This window comes from Peribacillus sp. NPDC094092 (assembly GCF_050279365.1).
GTDB lineage: Bacteria > Bacillota > Bacilli > Bacillales > DSM-1321 > Peribacillus.
The window spans coordinates 247,492-265,888 of sequence record NZ_JBNNUC010000005.1 but is presented as its reverse complement, the minus strand read 5'-3'; the positions used below and the strand labels follow the sequence as shown (position 1 = coordinate 265,888).

The window sequence follows — 18,397 nt, the reverse complement described above, 5'->3', positions numbered from 1 at the left end:
CCTTCATTATAGGGAGGGCTGCCGAGGCAGCCTTTTTTTTATGCATGTGCAGGTCAACTCCATAATGAAAAGATAAAGTTATACCAGAAGTGAGTAAAGATGTTAATTGGACCTTGCTTCCCTTTGATAACTGCCGGTTGTTAAACGTGAAAGTATGAGTGCAAAAAGGAGAGAAATATAAAAGAATGCTTCGTGAAGCTACACCGATATTACAATTTTAAAAAGCATGCCAGTTGTATCGAATCTTTAACCATTAGCTTTGATGGTTATTGGCGGTGTAGGTTCAGACTATTTGAAAGATATATATGTAGATTGAAAGGACCCTGCGTATAAAACTGTATAATGAATCACGAAATGGAATCTTTTTCGCTTGCATTTGGGGAAGGGAAAACTTTTTGATTGAATTTGATCATTAAGGAACAGAACCTTTGAATTTCAGGTTCTGTTCCTATTTGTTATTTGAACTTTTGTATTACTTCTTCTCCCTCGAATTTGTTATCTTTCAATATGCCGATTTCTTCAATATGGTTTCGTGCCGTTTCATCCCCTAACTTATAAATGAGGGCATACAGCCTTTTCATGGCAGCATCGTATTTATCATTTGCCCGGTCATGATGATAGAGAAGGTAGGGCACATGTGAACGGGCATATGCCTCCAGGTCATCAGTCCGGTGTTCCTCCAAGCATTGTTTCAATTCTGCAAGTTCCTCATCAGTTGCGTGTATAGTGAAGCTCGGATTCTCTTCAAGTTTTTGTCCGAGTACGTCGCCGCTTACCAAATCGACATAATAGGTCTGTTTTTCCTGAATCATTCTGCACATCATCCTTTCAAGCATTTATCTATTCTGTACCACTATTTGTAAAAAGTTAATCCTGAACGTAAACATTTCCTTAATGAAAAAGATAGGAAATAGAGGTATCGGATTTCTTATCAAATGGTTTAAGATGGATTTACAGAATATTATGAAAAAGTGAGGAGTGACATAGTGAAGAGGTCAATCATGGTTATTTTTCTTGTGTTGATTGCTTCAGGATGCGTAACAAGGAATTATGATTCCAATATGGATTTAGGGAAAAGTCAGTTGAATGAGGAAAATTATTTAGAAGCCCATGAGGCATTTGAATTAGCTTATAAAGAAGCAAAAACAACGGAAGCAAGGGAGTTAATGGATCTTTCAGGTTTTCTGGCAAGTGGGATGAAGAATTTCGACGATCAGGATTTTGGTTTGGCCAAAATCGATTTTGAAAAAGCAACCACATATAAAGCGAAATACAGGGTAGGTAAACAAATGGTTTTAAAGGCGGTGGAAATGCACTCCGTATCAGACTCCGCCACGATAGAAACAGTAGTGGGGAATGATGAACCGGTGAAGGAATCAACCGAGGATGGATCAAAAGCAGAAGATAAGGCGGCAACGGAAACAAACGGCAAAGGAAGCAAGGATTCAGTCAGTACATTAAGTAAATCCCAGGCTGAAATGCTTGTGAAAGATTATGTGGATATGGAAAATTTTCAGAATTTGCATATTGAATATGATCATGATTCCGAAAAGGGAGATTACATTTTTCATGTTTTCGAGGTGGATGAACTTAGTCAGAAAAATGGTCACAAAACCACTTGGGGCTGGTATGGCGTGAATAAGAAGACTAAAGAAGTTTATGAAGTCATGTAAGGATAACTGAATGGTCGGATTGAATGCCTTTTGAGGCCTTTTTATTTTGTGGCGCGGCAATGTGCAGGATTCGATAAAATGTCATGATTTTTGTAAAAAGGTCGCCTTATTCTTTATTTTCTTAAGAATTTTTTAATATTTACTGTTTATGATTGAACCAAGTAAAGGATAATCCTAGGAGGGATAATGATGGAGAATTATAATGGTGATGAGCAAGTCAGAGTCAAGGCAGAACGGAAAAAGGGTAAATCTCTTTGGATAACCAGTCTTGTTTCCGGAACGGTTGCTTCTATGGTTACATCATCTGTATTTCTATTTGGCGGGGATTTTATAGATCAAGGGAAAAGTTCAGTGAATGAGGCAACCGAAACGGCAGGAGTACAGCAAACGGAAAGTGTTGAAAAGGATAAAAGTGTCACGGCAGAAAAGTTATCGACAAGTACGGATTCCAATGATAGGGCAGTGATGGTCGAATCAGCATCCAAATCGATAGTGGGGGTCGTGAATTTACAGGAGATGCAAAACCAGAACCCGTACCAGCGGCAAAGCACGGAGAGCGAAACGGTTGAGAGCGGCACCGGCTCAGGGGTCATTTATAAAAAAGCGGATGGGAAAGCCTATATCATTACGAACAATCATGTTATTGAAGGAGCTAAGGAAGTCGAAATTTCATTGTATGATGGACAAAAGGCGACGGCAGCGGTTGTCGGCGCGGATGCTTTGACGGACTTAGCGGTTTTGACAATTGATGCCTCGAAAGCACCGGAGGGAATAAAATTCGGTAATTCTGATAACATGCGTCCAGGTGAAGAAGTATTGGCGATTGGCAACCCGCTTGGACTTGATTTTTCACGATCGGTTACACAAGGGATCGTCAGTGCGACCGGACGCTCCATTTCAGTTGATACCTCGGATGGGGAGTGGGAACTTGATGTCCTTCAAACAGATGCAGCGATCAACCCCGGCAATAGCGGAGGTGCATTGATCAACACCGCTGGGGAAGTGATCGGCATAAACAGCTTGAAGATTTCCGAAAACGGTGTGGAAGGTTTAGGGTTTGCCATACCAAGTAATGATGTGATCCCAATTGTTACGGAGCTGATTGAAAATGGAAAAATCACGCGCCCATATTTAGGAGTCAGCTTGGCCAGTATGGAAGAACTGCCGCAATATTACATTCAAAATGTTCCTGAAGCGGTAAAGACCGGTGTAATGGTGACGAGTATTGAAGCGGGTTCGGCTGCGGCGAATGGAGGGCTTAAGGAACAGGATATCATCGTGGAGATTGATGGAACGAAAATAAATACAGCTGCAGCATTAAGGAAGTACTTATATACAGATAAGAAAATCGGCGATAAAGTAAAGGTTAAAGTATATCGGGGGACGGAAGAGAAAACGGTAACGTTAACCTTACAAAAACCATAGAAATTGGTAGGCCCCTGATTTTTCATCAGGGGCCTCAGTTTGTAGACAAAAGGGGTTCGGAACAAAAAATCCGAACCCCATTTTCCCTTTAGGTGGTTTTGGGAACCTGCCATGTCCATTTGGCCAACTTATTTAAATTAAGAGAAAGTAATTATCGCCTGCATCGACCATTTTTTAAGTCCTCTTATAATAATCCGATATAAACCATATTTGTAACAAAAAGGATTTAGGCTAAGAGTTTTTATCTAAAAGTTAAAACAACGTTGATTGGCACGGAAGGTGCGAGACTCCTGCGGGGAAAGCACCTGGAGTGGAAAACATCGTTCAAATTGTACAAACCCCTATTTAATAGTATACAAAAGGTTAATATAGGAAAAATGGATAGTGTATTTGCACTATTTTGCAGATTTTTCCTATAGTCTTGAATGCCTAAAAGCGAATAGTGACGCGTTCTATTTGTCAAGGATTTCATTGTGGATATGTTAAAAAATAGAAAAGATTTGACAATTTTGTGAAATGTAATAAAATAGAAAGAAAGGGGATGAAATTATGGAAGCTAATCAGAAGATGTTAGATGCAGTGAAATGGGTATCGGGCACAGGTTGTGTAATCGGAATTATTATTTTTGCTTTAAGCTTCTTTGTAAGCGATTACAATAAAGATTATATATTTACTGCCGTTGGAATCGCCATCACACTAAGCGCAGCTGCAATTTTTCTAGTTGGTATATTTTTTGTCCTGACAGAAGAAATGGTAACGAAAACACATAAAGGTGAAAGAATCGTACCCGAAACGACTAAAATCATAAAAATGAAATCAAAGGCTAACACCCCAACAAAAAGAAGTACAGAATTCAGTAACTAAAACAAGGAATATAACATAATGAACGTGCATTCCATCATCAGATTTACCAACATGGATGAACGCCTGTCTAAAGAATTCGAGTCAACGTGATCCGAATGATTGAATGCGCTTTCATTTTGTGTAGGGCTTGGGGTAATTATCAGTTGGCTACATTTTAATTCAATACAATATACTGCACTCGTCATGTACCAAAAAAATATTTCAAGTAACCCTTTGTATTTGAAATACATAACGATGTGCTTGGACCACGAGAAAAGGACACTTTTAAAAAGTCCTTTTTTTGTGGTTTTTTTATGCTCTTTTCCTTGAAGATACAAAAGGGATGCCGTTGATTTTTGAGTAGTGAGTTTCCAAAAAAAACGGAGTTGATTGAACAACCAAATGTACGTTTTTGTGGAATGTTTTTTGTCCGGTCCTGCTGATATTGATTGATAAACAACTTGACTCGTTATAGCTAGTTATTGCGAGGAGAATAAAGCCATTTACATTTCACACCAGTTATTTCTTTATATATATATAATATTGACCAGTGTTGGATCATAGGGGTATTGAAGCATGGAAACAACATCGTGTACAATGCGGCCACCATTTACCAACTTCCATGGCCGAGTGAAAAAAATCCGCTATAAATCATGTTTTTCAATGATAGATACCTAATTAACAGGATAGGTAATATCATTCATAATCTTTACAAGTCTTAAGGCAATAAACGCAGTGAATATAATGTGAAAATTTCATTTCATTATATTAGAATAATATTAAACGGATAGTAACCGATACTGTCAGCAATTCTGTACGAATAAGTGAATTTTCATAGGTAATTTATTAAACAATTATTATATTTCATTTGCTGAAGATTTTCGAACATTTCTGCTCATTTACCATCTTCTTACTGCTCTTTATTGAACTTTATGTGACAGATGTCACTTTATATTGTCTTTTTTTACACTTGGGATTAATATTGGTATGTCGGGTTTGTGAACATGGTAACACTTTGTCCGAATAATTACCAATTGGAATTTTATTATGTAAGAAAGGGGTAGTACTATGAAAATAAAATGGGCTCTATTAACTATACTTTTTACAATTGCCACTGTGCTAACCGGTTGCGATAACCCATTAATGGTCTTGGACCCTAAAGGGCCAGTAGCTGCAACACAAGCAGATGTTATTATGATTTCGATTTGGACAATGGCCTTTGTCGTCCTTGTCGTTATGGTACTGTATATCTTCATGATAATGAAATATCGTGCTTCCAAACAACGTGATGATTATGAACCGCCTCATATAGAAGGAAGTAAGGTTCTTGAAATAATTTGGGTTGCGATCCCAATTTTAATCGTCGCTTTCCTATCTGTTGTTACTGTTAAAACAACAAATGAAGTTGAGGCAACACCTAAAGGGTACGGAGATCAAGAACCTTTAGTTATTTACGCTTCATCTTCCAACTGGAAATGGCATTTTAGTTATCCGGAAGAAGATATCGAAACAGTCAACTATCTGTTTATACCGACTAACCGACCAATCGAATTTAAACTTTACTCATTCGGTCCAATCTCAAGTTTCTGGATTCCGCAACTTGGAGGACAAAAATACGCGATGTCGGACATGGTTAATACGTTGCACTTAGCAGCTGATGTACCAGGTGAGTATATGGGTCGGAATTCGAACTTCAGTGGTGCAGGTTTTGCTCAACAAACGTTCAATGTTAATGCACTGACTGCAGAAGAATACGATAAGTGGGTAGATGAAATTAAAGCTACTGCTAAACCGATTACTGAGGAAAAATTCAATGAATTATTAAAACCTGGTCATGTGGGACAATCCACTTACACTGGAACTCACTTAGAGTTTTCACCAGCTCCTGAAGGGGAAAACGCTGGTCATGACCACGGATCATCTCATACTGAAGAAAATGATTCCAAGGATTCACACGAGGAACATTCAGAACACAGCAACATGAATCATGATCACTAAGAATTAATTTCGTTCGATAAAACAACCAGTTTTACAAGATAAGGAATATTTTCCTGAAAGGAGTCACAAAAGTATGGATTACTTTGATCGATTTGCCGTACCTCATCCAAGTCCTGCGATTTATGCATCCATGGTTGCCATTGGTTTAACCATGATTGCGGTTGTTGCCGGAATTACCTATTTTAAAAAATGGGGTTACTTATGGCGTGAGTGGTTAACAACGGTTGACCATAAACGTATTGGTATCATGTACATCTTGGCAGCACTGCTTATGCTCTTCCGCGGTGGCGTCGATGCTCTCATGATGCGTGCTCAAACGGCTATTCCAGATAACGGTCTTTTGGATGGACAGCATTATAATGAGGTATTTACAACACACGGGGTCGTCATGATCCTGTTCATGGCTATGCCATTCATCATTGGGTTAATGAACATTGTTACACCATTACAAGTTGGAGCGCGTGACGTAGCATTCCCACGTCTGAACGCAGTAAGCTTCTGGTTATTCTTCATGGGGGCAATGCTATTTAACATCTCTTTCGTAGTCGGTGGTTCTCCTGATGCAGGCTGGACATCTTACTTCCCGCTGGCAGGTAACGATTTCAGTGAATCAGTAGGTTCGAACTATTATGCGATTTCACTTCAAATAGCTGGTATCGGTACATTAATGACTGGTATCAACTTTATCGTAACCATCTTGAAAATGAGAGCACCTGGCATGACCTTAATGAAAATGCCAATGTTCACATGGTCTATCTTGATCACAAACTTCATCATCGTTTTCGCTTTCCCTGTATTGACAGTGGCACTTGCGTTGATGACAATGGATCGTCTATTCGGAACTCAGTTCTTTACGATGGCCAATGGCGGTAGCGATATGCTTTGGGCGAACTTGTTCTGGGTTTGGGGACATCCTGAAGTTTATATAGTTATTCTTCCGGCCTTTGGTATTTACAGTGAAATCATTTCAACATTCGCACGTCGTAACCTATACGGTTATAATTCGATGGTTATTTCCATGGTAGCTATTTCTACACTATCTTTCATTGTATGGGCTCACCATTTCTATACAATGGGTCACGGCGCAATGGTTAACGGTATCTTCTCGATTACCACGATGGCAATTGCCGTTCCGACCGGAGTTAAGATTTTCAACTGGTTGTTCACACTTTGGAAAGGTAAAATCGTATTTACCGTTCCGATGCTATACTCCTTGGCTTTCATTCCGATTTTCACGCTCGGCGGGGTAACAGGGGTTATGCTTGCCATGGCAAGTGCTGACTACCAATACCATAATACAATGTTCTTAGTAGCTCACTTCCACTACGTTTTAATCCCTGGTACTGTATTTGCCGTACTTGCCGGTTTCACGTACTGGTGGCCAAAAATGTTTGGTTTCATGTTGAACGAAAAAATTGGGAAATGGTCGTTCTGGTTCATTACAATCGGCTTTAATGTAACATTCTTCCCGATGTTCATCACTGGTTTAGATGGGCAAGCACGTCGTATGTATACGTACTCCGAATCAACAGGGTATGGTCCATTGAATATGCTCTCTTTCGTTGGAGCGATTGGCTTGGCAATAGGTTTTGCACTTATTGTGTACAATATCTATTGGAGCACTCGTTATGCATCAAGAAATATTTCGAATGATCCATGGGATGCACGTTCTTTAGAGTGGGCTACACATACACCAATCCCTGAATATAACTTTGCAGTTGTGCCAACAGTTGATTCTACAGAAGCATTCTGGGATTCAAAGAAAAAAGGCTTTAAATTATTTGGCGGTAAAGTAGAGAAGATCCATATGCCAAATAACAGTGGTGTGCCGTTTATCATGAGCTGTATCTTCTTCGTTTGGGGCTTTGCATTGGTATTCAGCATGTGGATCATTGCAATCATTGCAACGATCGGTATCTTTGCTTGTATGATTCACCGTTCATTCGAAAAAGATCACGGACGTTATATCTCTGTTGAAGAGATCGAAGAAACTGAAAATAAATTGCGAGGTGCTAAGTAATGAAAATAGATAACTCGCTGCCACTAGAATATAGCACGGAAGAAAATCGCTTAAAGATTTTTGGGTTCTGGATTTTCCTAGGAGCAGAAATTGCTCTTTTCGCTACACTGTTCGCCACTTATTTTGTCTTAGTTGATGGAACTGGAAATGGTCCAACAGGGGAACATCTTTTTAAAGTCCCAACACTAATGTTTCAAACCATCTTTCTTTTAACTAGTAGTTTTACCATAGGTCTTGGAATCAATGCAATGAGACTTGGCAGGCAGAAAGCAACGATTGGTTTCTTCATTATCACCCTTATTCTTGGTTTAGGCTTCTTGGGAGTCGAAATCTATGAATTCGTGGAGTATGTACATGAAGGAGCAACGATTCAAACAAGTGCTTTCTTATCTAGTTTGTTCACATTACTAGGTACGCATGGAGCTCACGTTACACTTGGTTTGTTCTGGGGAACCTTCATTATCATGCAGCTTAAAAAGCGCGGTATGACTCCACAAACAACCAACAAGGCTTTCATCTTTTCACTTTACTGGCATTTCTTGGACGTTGTCTGGATTTTCATCTTCAGTTTCGTCTACTTGAAAGGAATGATGTAATATGAAAGAATTATTCCCACGGGGCCAAGTTATGGGATTTGCTTTTTCACTAGTCCTGACTTTGGTCGCACTATCAGTTATTATGTTTGATCTCTCACTTAAAATGGCTATGATCATCCTACTTGTTACAGCCTTCATGCAAGCAGCACTTCAATTTGTTATGTTCATGCATGCAGGGGAGTCTGAAGATAAAGCATCGATTTACACAAACGTATATTACGGATTGTTCGTTGCATTGGTTACAATTTTCGGTACATTGCTAACAATGATTTGGGGATATCAATAATCCATTCCGGAAAAACTGGGCGTCTTGATGACGCCCAGTTTTTTGTATTTAATTAATAATATAGTGCTCTATCCACTTCATGCTTTTAGTGTGTGGAGAACCCGTTTTGTTTAGTATAACCCTTTCGGAACATTATATGTATAAACGAAAACTTTTCCCTTTCGAAGGCGCGGCCGTGTGTTCAAGTGAAATGTTTTACAAAAGGAAATCGTTAATAGAACGTACACATTTTCTAAGAAAAAACTGTCGGACCTTTTGATATAATAAGTGATATAAGCATTTATAAACGCAGCGGAGATGATGAAATTGACATTGCCGGTCTTGATTTTGACAATTATCTTAAGTTTGTTAAAAATATTGGTTTCCTGCCTTCCAACCGATGCAGTTAATTGGATTATCAGCAAATTTAAAATACACTCAGAAATTAGTGACGAGAATGCGATCGTAACCTTTGACGGAAAACGTTTAGAAGGGGAAGAAAAGATTCAAGTCATTAATTATTTTAATAACGCTAGGTTTTTGAAAAAAAATCATATATTCCCAGGGAACGAGAAATTGTTTTTACATCCAGAGAACAGTGGGACTCCATTGGTCATAGATACTAAAAGGAGCAAAAAGGACGTTAGGTTATTTGTGTATATTTACAATGACCACGTGGATGTCGTTAAACAGTACAAGAAGAAAGTTATTTCTTATAGTCTGCTTTCCGATAGCCTCCAAGAGCGTTCCGTGCCATTAATAAGAAATTTAGTTTAAAAGAACATTAAAAAGACTTATAAAAAAAGACCGTCTTTTTTTATAAGTCTTTTATAATTAATCCATTTCAATTTAGGTGCAATTCTAAATTACATGTTATTCGGATTAAGAGGTTAAGGTACATACTGAAGTCTCAATTTTAGTTTATTTTGGAAAATGCAATTAAAAGTGAGGGAATTGCTGTAAGAGGTTCTTTAATCGTTCATACTTAAATTATTTAAATGGTAATAAAAAGCAGGTATCTATTGCGATGCCTGCCTGTTTATGCTTTCCATTGTTTTTCAACTTGATGAAGAGCTTGTTGTAAAATTACTTCATGATCTGTATCCGGTTTAGTAAGGACGTTTGTTTGATAAGATTTTCCTTGAAAATCAACTGTTACCGTAACTTTTACCATTATGCATCTTTCCTTTCCTAATTCAGAATTAAATAAGGTGGTTGTACCTATTTCTTTAATACCCGTGGCAGAGGATTTTTCAAACATTTCAAAAGTAGTAAAACATAAAGAATTAATATTCAAAATTATCTGATATTTTATAAGAAGTGTCAACACTTTTTTTTGACGGCCCTATTTTCCGGTAAAATAAAAAAGCGACCTGGCTTGTACTCATGACAGTCAGGTCGGTTTTGTAAATGAACTATATTCATATTTTAGTCAAGATAATGCCGATTAGTGCTGCAAGTACGCCGGCAATTTGATAGTTTTTTAGTTTTTCTTTGAATAAATAGCATCCTGCGAAAACGACAACTAAACAATTCAGGCTGACGACAGGGAAGATGATGCTTGCGATGCCAGTGTTCAACGCAAAGAAATAACATCCATAGCCTATCGTGCTTAAAAGGCCTACCAAGGAACCGATTTTGACTTCATTTAGCTTGATTTTTTCCTTTTTAATGGCCAAAGCCGAAAGAAGGTAAAGAGTTCCGCCTCCATACATTGATACCAGGATATCAAGGGAATTTAAATGAAGACGTGTGGATGTCGTCATAAGAATGCCGAGCACACCAAAAGATAATATGGACAATAATGTGTGCATCATCCAAGGGACATATTGATGGTTACCTTTAGCATTAGGTGTATACTGAATGACTAATGTAGCGAGAAACATGCAGACAATACCAGCCCACTGCAAAGTAGATATATGTTCGTGAAAAATTAAAGCTGCACAGAGAATGGGGAATATTGCATTCGCTGCGATTAATGGAGATGTCAAACTTGCCGGCCCTTTTTCAAAGGCGCTTGCCATCTGGATATTACCATTAGCGTTCAGTACCCCAATGGCTCCGCCAAGCATGATGGACAGCCAGTCAAACTGTAAACCATCCACAAATACTCCATAAGATATGGCCAAAATGAAAGCTGAAAAATAAAAGAAAAATTGGATATGCACTTTTGAGTAACCCTTTCCGCTACTCCATTTAAAAATGCTGTTATTGATTCCAAAACATAAACTCGTGATGAGGGCTGCAAAAATCCACATTGACGTAATCTCTTCCTTCATGTAGGATAAACTTCTTCTACATTTTAAGCTGAATGCATGAAGGAATCAAACCAAATTTAAAAAGTATGATTGACAGATTAAATATTTTTTTCTATATTTACTATGACAATTTTAAAATATTTCCCGATAAACGGGAGAGGTTCATAGCATCACCCTCTTAAAAAAACTATGGCTTTGATATTTTTCGCGAATCAACCATATCTTTGAGGAGATATGGTTTTTGTTATATAGAGGCCCATTTTATGAATCTCCCTGAAATGTGGGATTAGGAGGACTTTTAATGTCTGGAAGAAAAGAAGAAGAATTAAAAAAAGATATCACACTGCTTGGGAATCAAGGAACAAAATATACATTCGACTATGCGCCTGAGATCCTTGAATCATTCGATAACAAGCATCCGAACCGGGATTATTTCGTCAAATTCAATTGCCCGGAATTCACTAGCCTATGTCCGATAACGGGTCAGCCGGACTTTGCGACCATTTACATCAGCTATATTCCTAGTGTGAAAATGGTGGAAAGCAAATCATTGAAACTTTATTTATTCAGCTTCCGCAATCACGGTGATTTCCATGAAGACTGCATGAACATCATCATGAATGATTTAATCGAATTGATGGATCCTAAATATATTGAAGTCTGGGGCAAGTTTACACCTAGGGGCGGAATATCCATCGACCCTTACACGAATTATGGGAAACCAGGAACGAAGTATGAGGAAATGGCGGATTACCGCTTGATGAACCATGACTTATACCCGGAAACCGTGGATAATCGCTAAAGAATAGTGGAGACAATGGGCAAATGCCTGTTGTCTTTTTTAGTTTTTTAGCCATTATCAATCCGTGTCTTAATATTTTGTCCTTTTTAAAAATACAATTGTCCTTCAGTAACGGAATTTCCACTTGATTGTTTCGAGAAAAAGCGTAATAATAGGGAGAGTTAATTTTGACAGAATATTTACGAAAATAGGGGATGTCGATATGAAAGTTGCAAAGTTTGGTGGAAGTTCACTTGCGTCAGGTGAACAGTTGAAAAAGGTATTCGAAATTGTAGTTTCTGATCCAGAGAGGAAGATTGTAGTCGTTTCGGCTCCAGGGAAACGCAATTCCGATGATATAAAGGTGACGGATTTATTGATTGCAGCTGCAGAACAGCAGCTGCGCGGGGATAACGGGGAGCATTTGATAGAAGATGTTGTATCCCGCTATGCGAGCATTGCTGAAGAACTGGAAATATCCGAGAGTGTCGTCACGGGAATCCAGGAAAATTTAATGGCACTGTTGCATGCAGACCAAACTAACCCGAAGCGTTATTTGGATACCTTGAAGGCCAGTGGAGAGGATAATAATGCGAAGCTGGTCGCAGGTTATTTCCAAAGCCTTGGAGTAGAGGCTCAGTATATAAATCCGAAGAAGGCTGGCCTGATCGTAACGGATGAGGGTGGATTCACCAAGGTTCTGCCAGAGTCTTATGACCGGCTATATTCTCTGCGTGATGAGCCTGGAATCATAGTATTTCCAGGGTTCTTCGGTTATACGTTAGATGGTGATGTTTTAACCTTCTCAAGAAGCGGTTCCGATATTACGGGTTCGATTCTTGCAAATGGTGTCAAAGCTGATTTGTATGAGAACTTTACGGACGTGGATGCGGTTTATGCGGTGAATCCAAATGTGGTTTCCAATCCCAAGGGAATCCGGGAATTAACTTATCGAGAAATGCGTGAGCTTTCTTACGCAGGTTTCTCGGTATTTCATGATGAGGCGCTGATTCCGGCATTCCGTGCGGGAATACCCGTACATATCCAGAATACGAACAATCCTGCGGCACAAGGGACCCGCATTGTAAGTACACGGGATAATACGAACGGGCCGGTCATTGGTATTGCAAGTGATAAAGGATTCTGCAGCATTTACATTAGCAAGTACTTGATGAACAGGGAAGTTGGTTTTGGCCGGAAACTGCTGCACATCCTCGAAGATTATGGAGTTTCATATGAGCATATTCCATCAGGCATCGATGATGTGACGCTTATTCTAAGGCAGGACCAGATGAAGGGCGAAGCCGAGAAGAAAATCATTTCACGAATCAAGAAAGAGCTTCATGCTGATGAAGTGAATGTGGAGCATGATCTTGCCTTGATCATGGTTGTAGGGGAAGGAATGCGCCATAATGTCGGTACGACGGCAAGAGCGTCAAAAGCCTTGGCCGAAGCAAAGGTGAATATTGAGATGATCAACCAAGGCTCTTCGGAGGTAAGTATGATGTTCGGTGTGAAAGGGCATAATGAAGAGACGGCAATTCAGGCATTATATCACGAGTTCTTTTGAGAATAATAGTACAGAGACCTCCTTTTAGAAGGGGGTTTTTTGTGTGTAATCTTTTAGTCACTATACAGACGCTGGATTTTTCATCGGGTTCTTTTTGATAGCGGCATTGACCGTTGTCCAATTGCAAAAGCCATAAAAAAACTGTAGACAAACTCGATTTGCATCGAGTTTGTCTACAGTCTGAGCCTCCAAATAGAAGATTGGAGGTTTTTCTTTTATATTAGTCCATAATGGTCAGTATTTGATCGATCTCTTTCCTTGGACGTGGAGTGGGGATCATGTCGGGATAGCCGACGTGAAGGCTGCCGACGATCTTCTCGCCTGGTTTCACGCCTAAAGCTTCACGAAACTCCGTGCTGTGTATCATGCCGTATGTTTCCCATATCATCCCGATTCCCTGTTCCCAGGCAAGCAGGCTGAAATTCTGGATCAAAGCACTTGTGGCCGCATAATCTTCTTCTCGTGTCATGGGATTCGGATTCTCTTCCATGATCACTGCGACAAACATCGGTACACCTATAAGTTTATTATATCCTCGCTGTCCGGCCGCTTTTTTCTTTTCAGGGTCCTTCTCTTTGCCTGCCATGAATGCACTTGTTGCTTCCGCGAGTTTTAAACGGCTCTCACCATGTACCACGACGAAGCGCCATGGTTGGGTCATTTTATGGTTCGGTGCCCATGTCGCAGTTTCCAATAATGATTGGATGGTATCAATGGGAACAGGAATGTCCTTAAATCGTTTGATGCTGCGCCGTTCTTTAATGATATCTTCTAGTTTCATGATCACCCTGCTCCTTTAATCATATATGTAAGTTTAATAGTTGAAAAAAAAATAATCCCCGGCTGCCTAATATGCTTCAACGTGAAAAAATTACTTGAATAAAGAGGGGGCAATATTCTAGTGACTTGCTTTCGCTAATGAGCATATAATTTTACTAGGCACAGAGAAGCCGGGGCGACATTGCAGCTATGTACAATATCAAAAGGGTACGATAAGAGAATATCGTAATTGCTTATCAAATTTCAGAGATCGATAATGAAATTGAAAATCATTATCAATTAGAATTTTCGCTTATTTTGTGTTATTTGTCAAGGGTATTTATTAAAAAAAATTCAATATATTTACCAATCCTTTATATTAGTTAAAATCTTTTAAAAAATCTGTATAAAAATGTATAATGAGAGGATGAAAAGATGCAATCTACATATGAAGAATCGAAGGGGGTCATAGATGAAAAATTTGTCCTCATTTCTTAAGCCATACTGGCTTTTGATCATTCTTGCTTTATCCTTAATGATTGTCGAGCTCGGGGTAGAGCTGTTGCAACCTCTATTTATAGCAAAAATAATTGATGATGGCATTTTGCAGAAAGATTTATCGGTGGTGATTAAATGGGGAAGTGTCATGGTTGGACTTTCCGTTTTTTCATTCCTTGGCGGGATCGTTAATTCCTTTACGGCATCACATGTAAGTCAAAGCTTTGGACATGATGTAAGGAAAAGCCTTTTTGGTAAAATACAGGCGTTTTCTTTTGCGAATTTGAATAATATCCCGACTTCCTCATTGATAACAAGGATGACGAATGATGTGACCCAACTTCAAAATACGGTTTTTATGGGCCTGCGTATCATGGCAAGGGCGCCATTGATCGTAATTGGCGGGGCGATAATGGCAATTACGGTCGATTTGAAACTATCCCTTGTTTTGATCATTTCTATTCCGGTTCTTGTCTTTTTCCTTAGATGGGTGATGAAACGAGCGGCCAAGCTGTTTAAGCTCGTGCAGGATAAACTTGATAATGTCAATGGAGTCATGAGGGAAAATCTGATAGGCATGCGCTTGATCAAAGCTTTTCTTCGTAAGGAGCATGAAATCGGCCGATTTGACGATGCAAATGAAGAGTTGAAAAGAAAGACCGTGACTTCCCTTCGTTTAATTGAAACGACGATGCCTGTGTTGATGCTTGTCATGAATGTGGCGATTCTGATCATTCTCTGGCTTGGAAGCGAATTTATAACTATGGGAGATATACAGGTAGGGGAGGTTGTGGCGATTGTCAACTATGCCACGAGGATTGCGGCATCCCTTTCCGTTTTTTCATGGCTGATCATGGTCATTTCCCGTGCGAAGGCTTCAGCGGAACGTGTGACGGAAATATTTGAAACCCCGATAGATATTGATGAAGGAAAGGCGGAAAGCGAGAGTGGGGCCATCGATGGGGGAGGCATCAAGTTTATGGATGTATCTTTCCGTTATCCTGGAACCGATACCCCGATATTGAAAAATTTGAGCTTCTCCATCGGTCCGGGTGAATCGCTTGCCATCATAGGAGCGACAGGATCAGGGAAAACATCGCTGTTTCAGCTGATTCCGAGATTATACGAAGTTGAAAGCGGCTCCATTCGAATCGATGACCAGGATGTGAAAGATATTCCCTTGAATTCGCTGCGGAAAAGGATTGGCTATGTACCGCAAGAGGCCCTGCTTTTTTCAGGAACCATAAAAAATAATGTCGCTTGGGGAAAAGAAAATGCCTCGATGGAGGAAATCGTGACAGCGGCCATGCATGCTCAGGTACATGAGACCGTAATGAAACTTCCGAAAAAATATGAAACCCATTTAGGACAAAAAGGTGTGAATCTGTCCGGGGGGCAAAAACAGCGCTTATCAATCGCAAGAGCATTGGTGCGCAGACCAAAGATTCTCCTTCTGGATGATAGTACTAGTGCGCTGGATTTGAAAACGGAAAGTAAATTGCTTGCCGCTTTAAAGGACTATACGTGCACAACGCTCATCATTACACAAAAAATCAGTACAGCCATGGAGGCGGATAAAATATTGTTGCTGGAAAGTGGTCAAGTGCTTGCGCTGGGGAAACATCAGGATTTGATGCAAACAAGCGATCTTTATCGAAAAATCGTTCACTCACAGTTTGGGGAGGAGGGGATTACTCTTGAGCCGAAGAATATCTCCCGATAAGGCAAGGGCTAAACCGGTCAACTCCTGGAATACGATAAAAAGGATCATTCCCTACTTAGCAACGAATAAAAGCCTGCTATTTTGTGTCCTTTTCATGGTACTGATAAGCTCGGTTTTGGGATTGCTTGGCCCTTTTCTTGTTGGGATGGCCATTGATGATTATATTGTCACAAGAGATAGCGGGGGGCTGATCAGCCTTCTTTTCGGACTTCTCGGGGTCTATATATTCTATTCCCTATCCATGTGGCTCCAGAATTATTGGATGATTGGAATCGCACAGGATACGGTTTATGCAATGCGCAATCAATTGTTCAAAAAGCTTCACCAGTTGTCCATTCCCTTTTTTGACCGGCGTCAGCATGGGGAATTGATGAGTAGGGTCACGAATGATATAGAAAATGTCAGTTCCACTTTGAATAGTTCTGTCATCCAGATTTTTTCCAGTGTGCTGACACTGGTCGGTACAATCGGAGTTATGGTGTATTTGAGCCCTTTATTAACTGTTCTAACATTATTGATCGTTCCTCTTATGTTCTTCGGGCTGAGGTGGATAACGAACCGGACGGGAAAGTTGTTTAAAGAACAGCAGAAGAATCTTGGGGAACTGAATGGTTTTATAGAAGAAACGATATCCGGACAACGGATCGTAAAGGCTTTTTCACAGGAAGATAAAGTGATTCGAGATTTTGTCATCCGAAGTGAAAACTTAAAGAAAGCTGGTTTCCTATCACAATCATACTCTGGGCTGATTCCGAAATTGATGAATTTACTGAACAACTTAAGCTTCACGGTAATAGCCGCTGTCGGCGGGTTTTTGGCGCTGAGTGGCATAGGGACGGTTTCCATCGGGGTCATTGTCATTTTCACCGAGTATGCAAGGCAATTCACCCGTCCCCTCAATGACCTGGCTAACCAATTCAATACACTTCTCTCAGCTGTTGCCGGTGCGGAACGGGTTTTCACCATACTTGATGAAAAAGAAGAGGAAGTGGATGAGAAACAGGCCTCTGAACTTCGTGATGTCCATGGTGAGGTGGAATTTGAGGGTGTTTCTTTTTCGTATAATAATGAGGAGCAAACGATATATGATGTTGATTTCCGTGCGGAAAAAGGGGAGACCATCGCGCTTGTAGGTCCCACTGGGGCGGGGAAGACTACGATCATTAATCTTCTAGCCCGTTTTTACGAGCCGAATAGCGGCCGGATATTGATTGATGGACAGGATATCCAACAGGTGACGAGATCCAGTCTCCGTAGGCATATGGGTTTCGTTTTACAGGATTCTTTTTTGTTCCAAGGTACGATTCGTGAAAATATCCGCTACGGTCGACTGGATGCCGAAGATGAAGAAGTGGTGAATGCAGCAAAGCTTGCCAATGCCCATTCCTTTATCATGAAACTGCCGGATCGGTATGATACCATCTTGAATCAGGATGGCAGTGGAATAAGCCAGGGACAGCGCCAGCTATTATCGATTGCCAGGGCTATCCTAGCCGATCCCGTTCTCTTGATTTTGGATGAAGCGACAAGTAGCATAGATACGATTACAGAGCTTAAAATCCAGGAGGCTTTACACCGTTTGATGGAGGGAAGGACAAGTTTTGTCATTGCCCACAGATTAAATACAATTCAGCAAAGCGACCAAATCCTTGTGCTTGATGAAGGAAGGATCATTGAAAAGGGATCCCATGAAGAATTATTGCGGCAGAGGGGTTTTTATTACGAACTGTTTCGCAGTTCATTAAGAGGAAACCAGATTGGATGAAGAAAGAATGTGTGCCGTCAGGGCGCACATTTTTTTGTGTTGGTCCGAATTTAGGACCTTAAACCTGTGGATTGCCTTCCGTTCATTTAAAAATGTGGATTTATCACCTAATACGTTTTTTATGATTCGTAAATCGCAAATTCCATATTGATGGGTAGAGAGGGAATTATCGACAAAATAATGGAAAATACTTTACAAATTGACCATTTTGCTATTGCTAAAA

The 18,397-nt window shown here is 39.9% G+C and carries 16 protein-coding genes and 1 riboswitch; of the genes, 12 read left to right on the top strand and 4 right to left on the bottom strand.

All coding sequences use genetic code 11. The features are described 5' to 3' along the window. Nucleotides 1–455: 455 nt before the first annotated feature. The gene (locus tag ACQKNS_RS21870) at nucleotides 456–812 is read right to left on the bottom strand and encodes a hydrolase (RefSeq protein WP_427645356.1); all 357 of its coding nucleotides are present in this window, start codon (nucleotides 810–812) and stop codon (nucleotides 456–458) included. Nucleotides 813–986: 174 nt separating this feature from the next. Here ACQKNS_RS21870 and ACQKNS_RS21865 point away from each other — a divergent pair, with 174 nt between their 5' ends. The 8 genes from ACQKNS_RS21865 to ACQKNS_RS21830 all read left to right on the top strand — a co-directional run bounded on the left by ACQKNS_RS21865 (nucleotide 987) and on the right by ACQKNS_RS21830 (nucleotide 9,597). Then, the gene (locus ACQKNS_RS21865) at nucleotides 987–1,673 is read left to right on the top strand and encodes a hypothetical protein (protein WP_427645355.1); all 687 of its coding nucleotides are present in this window, start codon (nucleotides 987–989) and stop codon (nucleotides 1,671–1,673) included. A gap of 189 nt (nucleotides 1,674–1,862) precedes the next feature. Continuing rightward, nucleotides 1,863–3,098: a S1C family serine protease gene (locus ACQKNS_RS21860; RefSeq protein WP_427645354.1), complete on the top strand. Its 1,236-nt coding sequence runs from the start codon at nucleotides 1,863–1,865 to the stop codon at nucleotides 3,096–3,098. A 549-nt stretch (nucleotides 3,099–3,647) separates the two neighbouring features. Then, nucleotides 3,648–3,962 (top strand): hypothetical protein, encoded by a 315-nt coding sequence (locus ACQKNS_RS21855; protein ID WP_427645353.1) that lies wholly within the window; start codon nucleotides 3,648–3,650, stop codon nucleotides 3,960–3,962. Nucleotides 3,963–5,009: 1,047 nt separating this feature from the next. Beyond that, entirely contained in the window at nucleotides 5,010–5,939 is a 930-nt protein-coding gene (gene qoxA / locus ACQKNS_RS21850; protein ID WP_427645352.1) for a cytochrome aa3 quinol oxidase subunit II, read from the top strand. Between the two features lie 73 nt (nucleotides 5,940–6,012). Beyond that, nucleotides 6,013–7,959, top strand: coding sequence for a cytochrome aa3 quinol oxidase subunit I (gene qoxB, locus ACQKNS_RS21845; RefSeq protein WP_427645351.1), 1,947 nt, complete (start codon nucleotides 6,013–6,015; stop codon nucleotides 7,957–7,959). Continuing rightward, nucleotides 7,959–8,555 carry a cytochrome aa3 quinol oxidase subunit III gene (qoxC, locus tag ACQKNS_RS21840; protein WP_427645350.1) on the top strand — a complete coding sequence of 199 codons (597 nt, stop codon included), beginning with the start codon at nucleotides 7,959–7,961 and terminating at the stop codon, nucleotides 8,553–8,555. Before qoxB ends, qoxC begins: the two co-directional genes overlap by 1 nt. A 1-nt stretch (nucleotide 8,556) precedes the next feature. After that, the gene (gene qoxD / locus ACQKNS_RS21835; RefSeq protein ID WP_283916703.1) at nucleotides 8,557–8,841 is read left to right on the top strand and encodes a cytochrome aa3 quinol oxidase subunit IV; all 285 of its coding nucleotides are present in this window, start codon (nucleotides 8,557–8,559) and stop codon (nucleotides 8,839–8,841) included. Nucleotides 8,842–9,147: 306 nt separating this feature from the next. Beyond that, the gene (locus ACQKNS_RS21830) at nucleotides 9,148–9,597 is read left to right on the top strand and encodes a YfmQ family protein (RefSeq protein WP_427645349.1); all 450 of its coding nucleotides are present in this window, start codon (nucleotides 9,148–9,150) and stop codon (nucleotides 9,595–9,597) included. A gap of 262 nt (nucleotides 9,598–9,859) precedes the next feature. Here the strand turns inward: ACQKNS_RS21830 and ACQKNS_RS21825 are convergent, their stop codons facing one another. Both ACQKNS_RS21825 and ACQKNS_RS21820 read right to left on the bottom strand, forming a co-directional pair. Next, nucleotides 9,860–9,994 (bottom strand): BA3454 family stress response protein, encoded by a 135-nt coding sequence (locus tag ACQKNS_RS21825; RefSeq protein WP_192207721.1) that lies wholly within the window; start codon nucleotides 9,992–9,994, stop codon nucleotides 9,860–9,862. A 247-nt stretch (nucleotides 9,995–10,241) separates the two neighbouring features. Continuing rightward, nucleotides 10,242–11,099, bottom strand: a complete 858-nt coding sequence (locus ACQKNS_RS21820; protein WP_427645348.1) for an EamA family transporter — start codon at nucleotides 11,097–11,099, stop codon at nucleotides 10,242–10,244. A 130-nt stretch (nucleotides 11,100–11,229) separates the two neighbouring features. Beyond that, nucleotides 11,230–11,275: riboswitch (PreQ1 riboswitch) on the top strand. Nucleotides 11,276–11,379: 104 nt separating this feature from the next. On the opposite strand from ACQKNS_RS21820, the gene queF reads away from it, so the two are divergent. Together queF and ACQKNS_RS21810 are read left to right on the top strand one after the other, a co-directional pair. Continuing rightward, nucleotides 11,380–11,880, top strand: coding sequence for a preQ(1) synthase (queF, locus tag ACQKNS_RS21815; RefSeq protein ID WP_061461394.1), 501 nt, complete (start codon nucleotides 11,380–11,382; stop codon nucleotides 11,878–11,880). A gap of 202 nt (nucleotides 11,881–12,082) precedes the next feature. After that, a complete protein-coding gene (locus ACQKNS_RS21810; RefSeq protein ID WP_427645347.1) occupies nucleotides 12,083–13,429 on the top strand; it encodes an aspartate kinase in 1,347 nt (448 codons plus the stop codon). Nucleotides 13,430–13,649: 220 nt separating this feature from the next. Here ACQKNS_RS21810 and ACQKNS_RS21805 read toward each other — a convergent pair whose 3' ends face one another. After that, nucleotides 13,650–14,210, bottom strand: coding sequence for a nitroreductase family protein (locus tag ACQKNS_RS21805; protein ID WP_427645346.1), 561 nt, complete (start codon nucleotides 14,208–14,210; stop codon nucleotides 13,650–13,652). Nucleotides 14,211–14,660: 450 nt separating this feature from the next. Between ACQKNS_RS21805 and ACQKNS_RS21800 the strand changes: the two genes are divergently transcribed. Next, the gene (locus ACQKNS_RS21800) at nucleotides 14,661–16,409 is read left to right on the top strand and encodes an ABC transporter ATP-binding protein (protein ID WP_427645345.1); all 1,749 of its coding nucleotides are present in this window, start codon (nucleotides 14,661–14,663) and stop codon (nucleotides 16,407–16,409) included. Next, nucleotides 16,384–18,174: an ABC transporter ATP-binding protein gene (locus ACQKNS_RS21795; RefSeq protein WP_427645344.1), complete on the top strand. Its 1,791-nt coding sequence runs from the start codon at nucleotides 16,384–16,386 to the stop codon at nucleotides 18,172–18,174. Before ACQKNS_RS21800 ends, ACQKNS_RS21795 begins: the two co-directional genes overlap by 26 nt. Nucleotides 18,175–18,397: the final 223 nt, after the last annotated feature.

What these genes read in the sequence shown, in the direction of transcription:
- queF (WP_061461394.1), top strand. Translation starts at nt 11,380, where the DNA reads ATGTCTGGAAGAAAAGAAGAAGAATTAAAAAAAGATATCACACTGCTT.
- ACQKNS_RS21825 (WP_192207721.1), bottom strand. Translation starts at nt 9,994, where the DNA reads ATGGTAAAAGTTACGGTAACAGTTGATTTTCAAGGAAAATCTTATCAA.
- qoxC (WP_427645350.1), top strand. Translation starts at nt 7,959, where the DNA reads ATGAAAATAGATAACTCGCTGCCACTAGAATATAGCACGGAAGAAAAT.
- ACQKNS_RS21855 (WP_427645353.1), top strand. Translation starts at nt 3,648, where the DNA reads ATGGAAGCTAATCAGAAGATGTTAGATGCAGTGAAATGGGTATCGGGC.
- ACQKNS_RS21820 (WP_427645348.1), bottom strand. Translation starts at nt 11,099, where the DNA reads ATGAAGGAAGAGATTACGTCAATGTGGATTTTTGCAGCCCTCATCACG.
- ACQKNS_RS21810 (WP_427645347.1), top strand. Translation starts at nt 12,083, where the DNA reads ATGAAAGTTGCAAAGTTTGGTGGAAGTTCACTTGCGTCAGGTGAACAG.
- qoxD (WP_283916703.1), top strand. Translation starts at nt 8,557, where the DNA reads ATGAAAGAATTATTCCCACGGGGCCAAGTTATGGGATTTGCTTTTTCA.
- qoxB (WP_427645351.1), top strand. Translation starts at nt 6,013, where the DNA reads ATGGATTACTTTGATCGATTTGCCGTACCTCATCCAAGTCCTGCGATT.
- ACQKNS_RS21860 (WP_427645354.1), top strand. Translation starts at nt 1,863, where the DNA reads ATGGAGAATTATAATGGTGATGAGCAAGTCAGAGTCAAGGCAGAACGG.
- ACQKNS_RS21805 (WP_427645346.1), bottom strand. Translation starts at nt 14,210, where the DNA reads ATGAAACTAGAAGATATCATTAAAGAACGGCGCAGCATCAAACGATTT.
- qoxA (WP_427645352.1), top strand. Translation starts at nt 5,010, where the DNA reads ATGAAAATAAAATGGGCTCTATTAACTATACTTTTTACAATTGCCACT.
- ACQKNS_RS21800 (WP_427645345.1), top strand. Translation starts at nt 14,661, where the DNA reads ATGAAAAATTTGTCCTCATTTCTTAAGCCATACTGGCTTTTGATCATT.
- ACQKNS_RS21870 (WP_427645356.1), bottom strand. Translation starts at nt 812, where the DNA reads ATGATTCAGGAAAAACAGACCTATTATGTCGATTTGGTAAGCGGCGAC.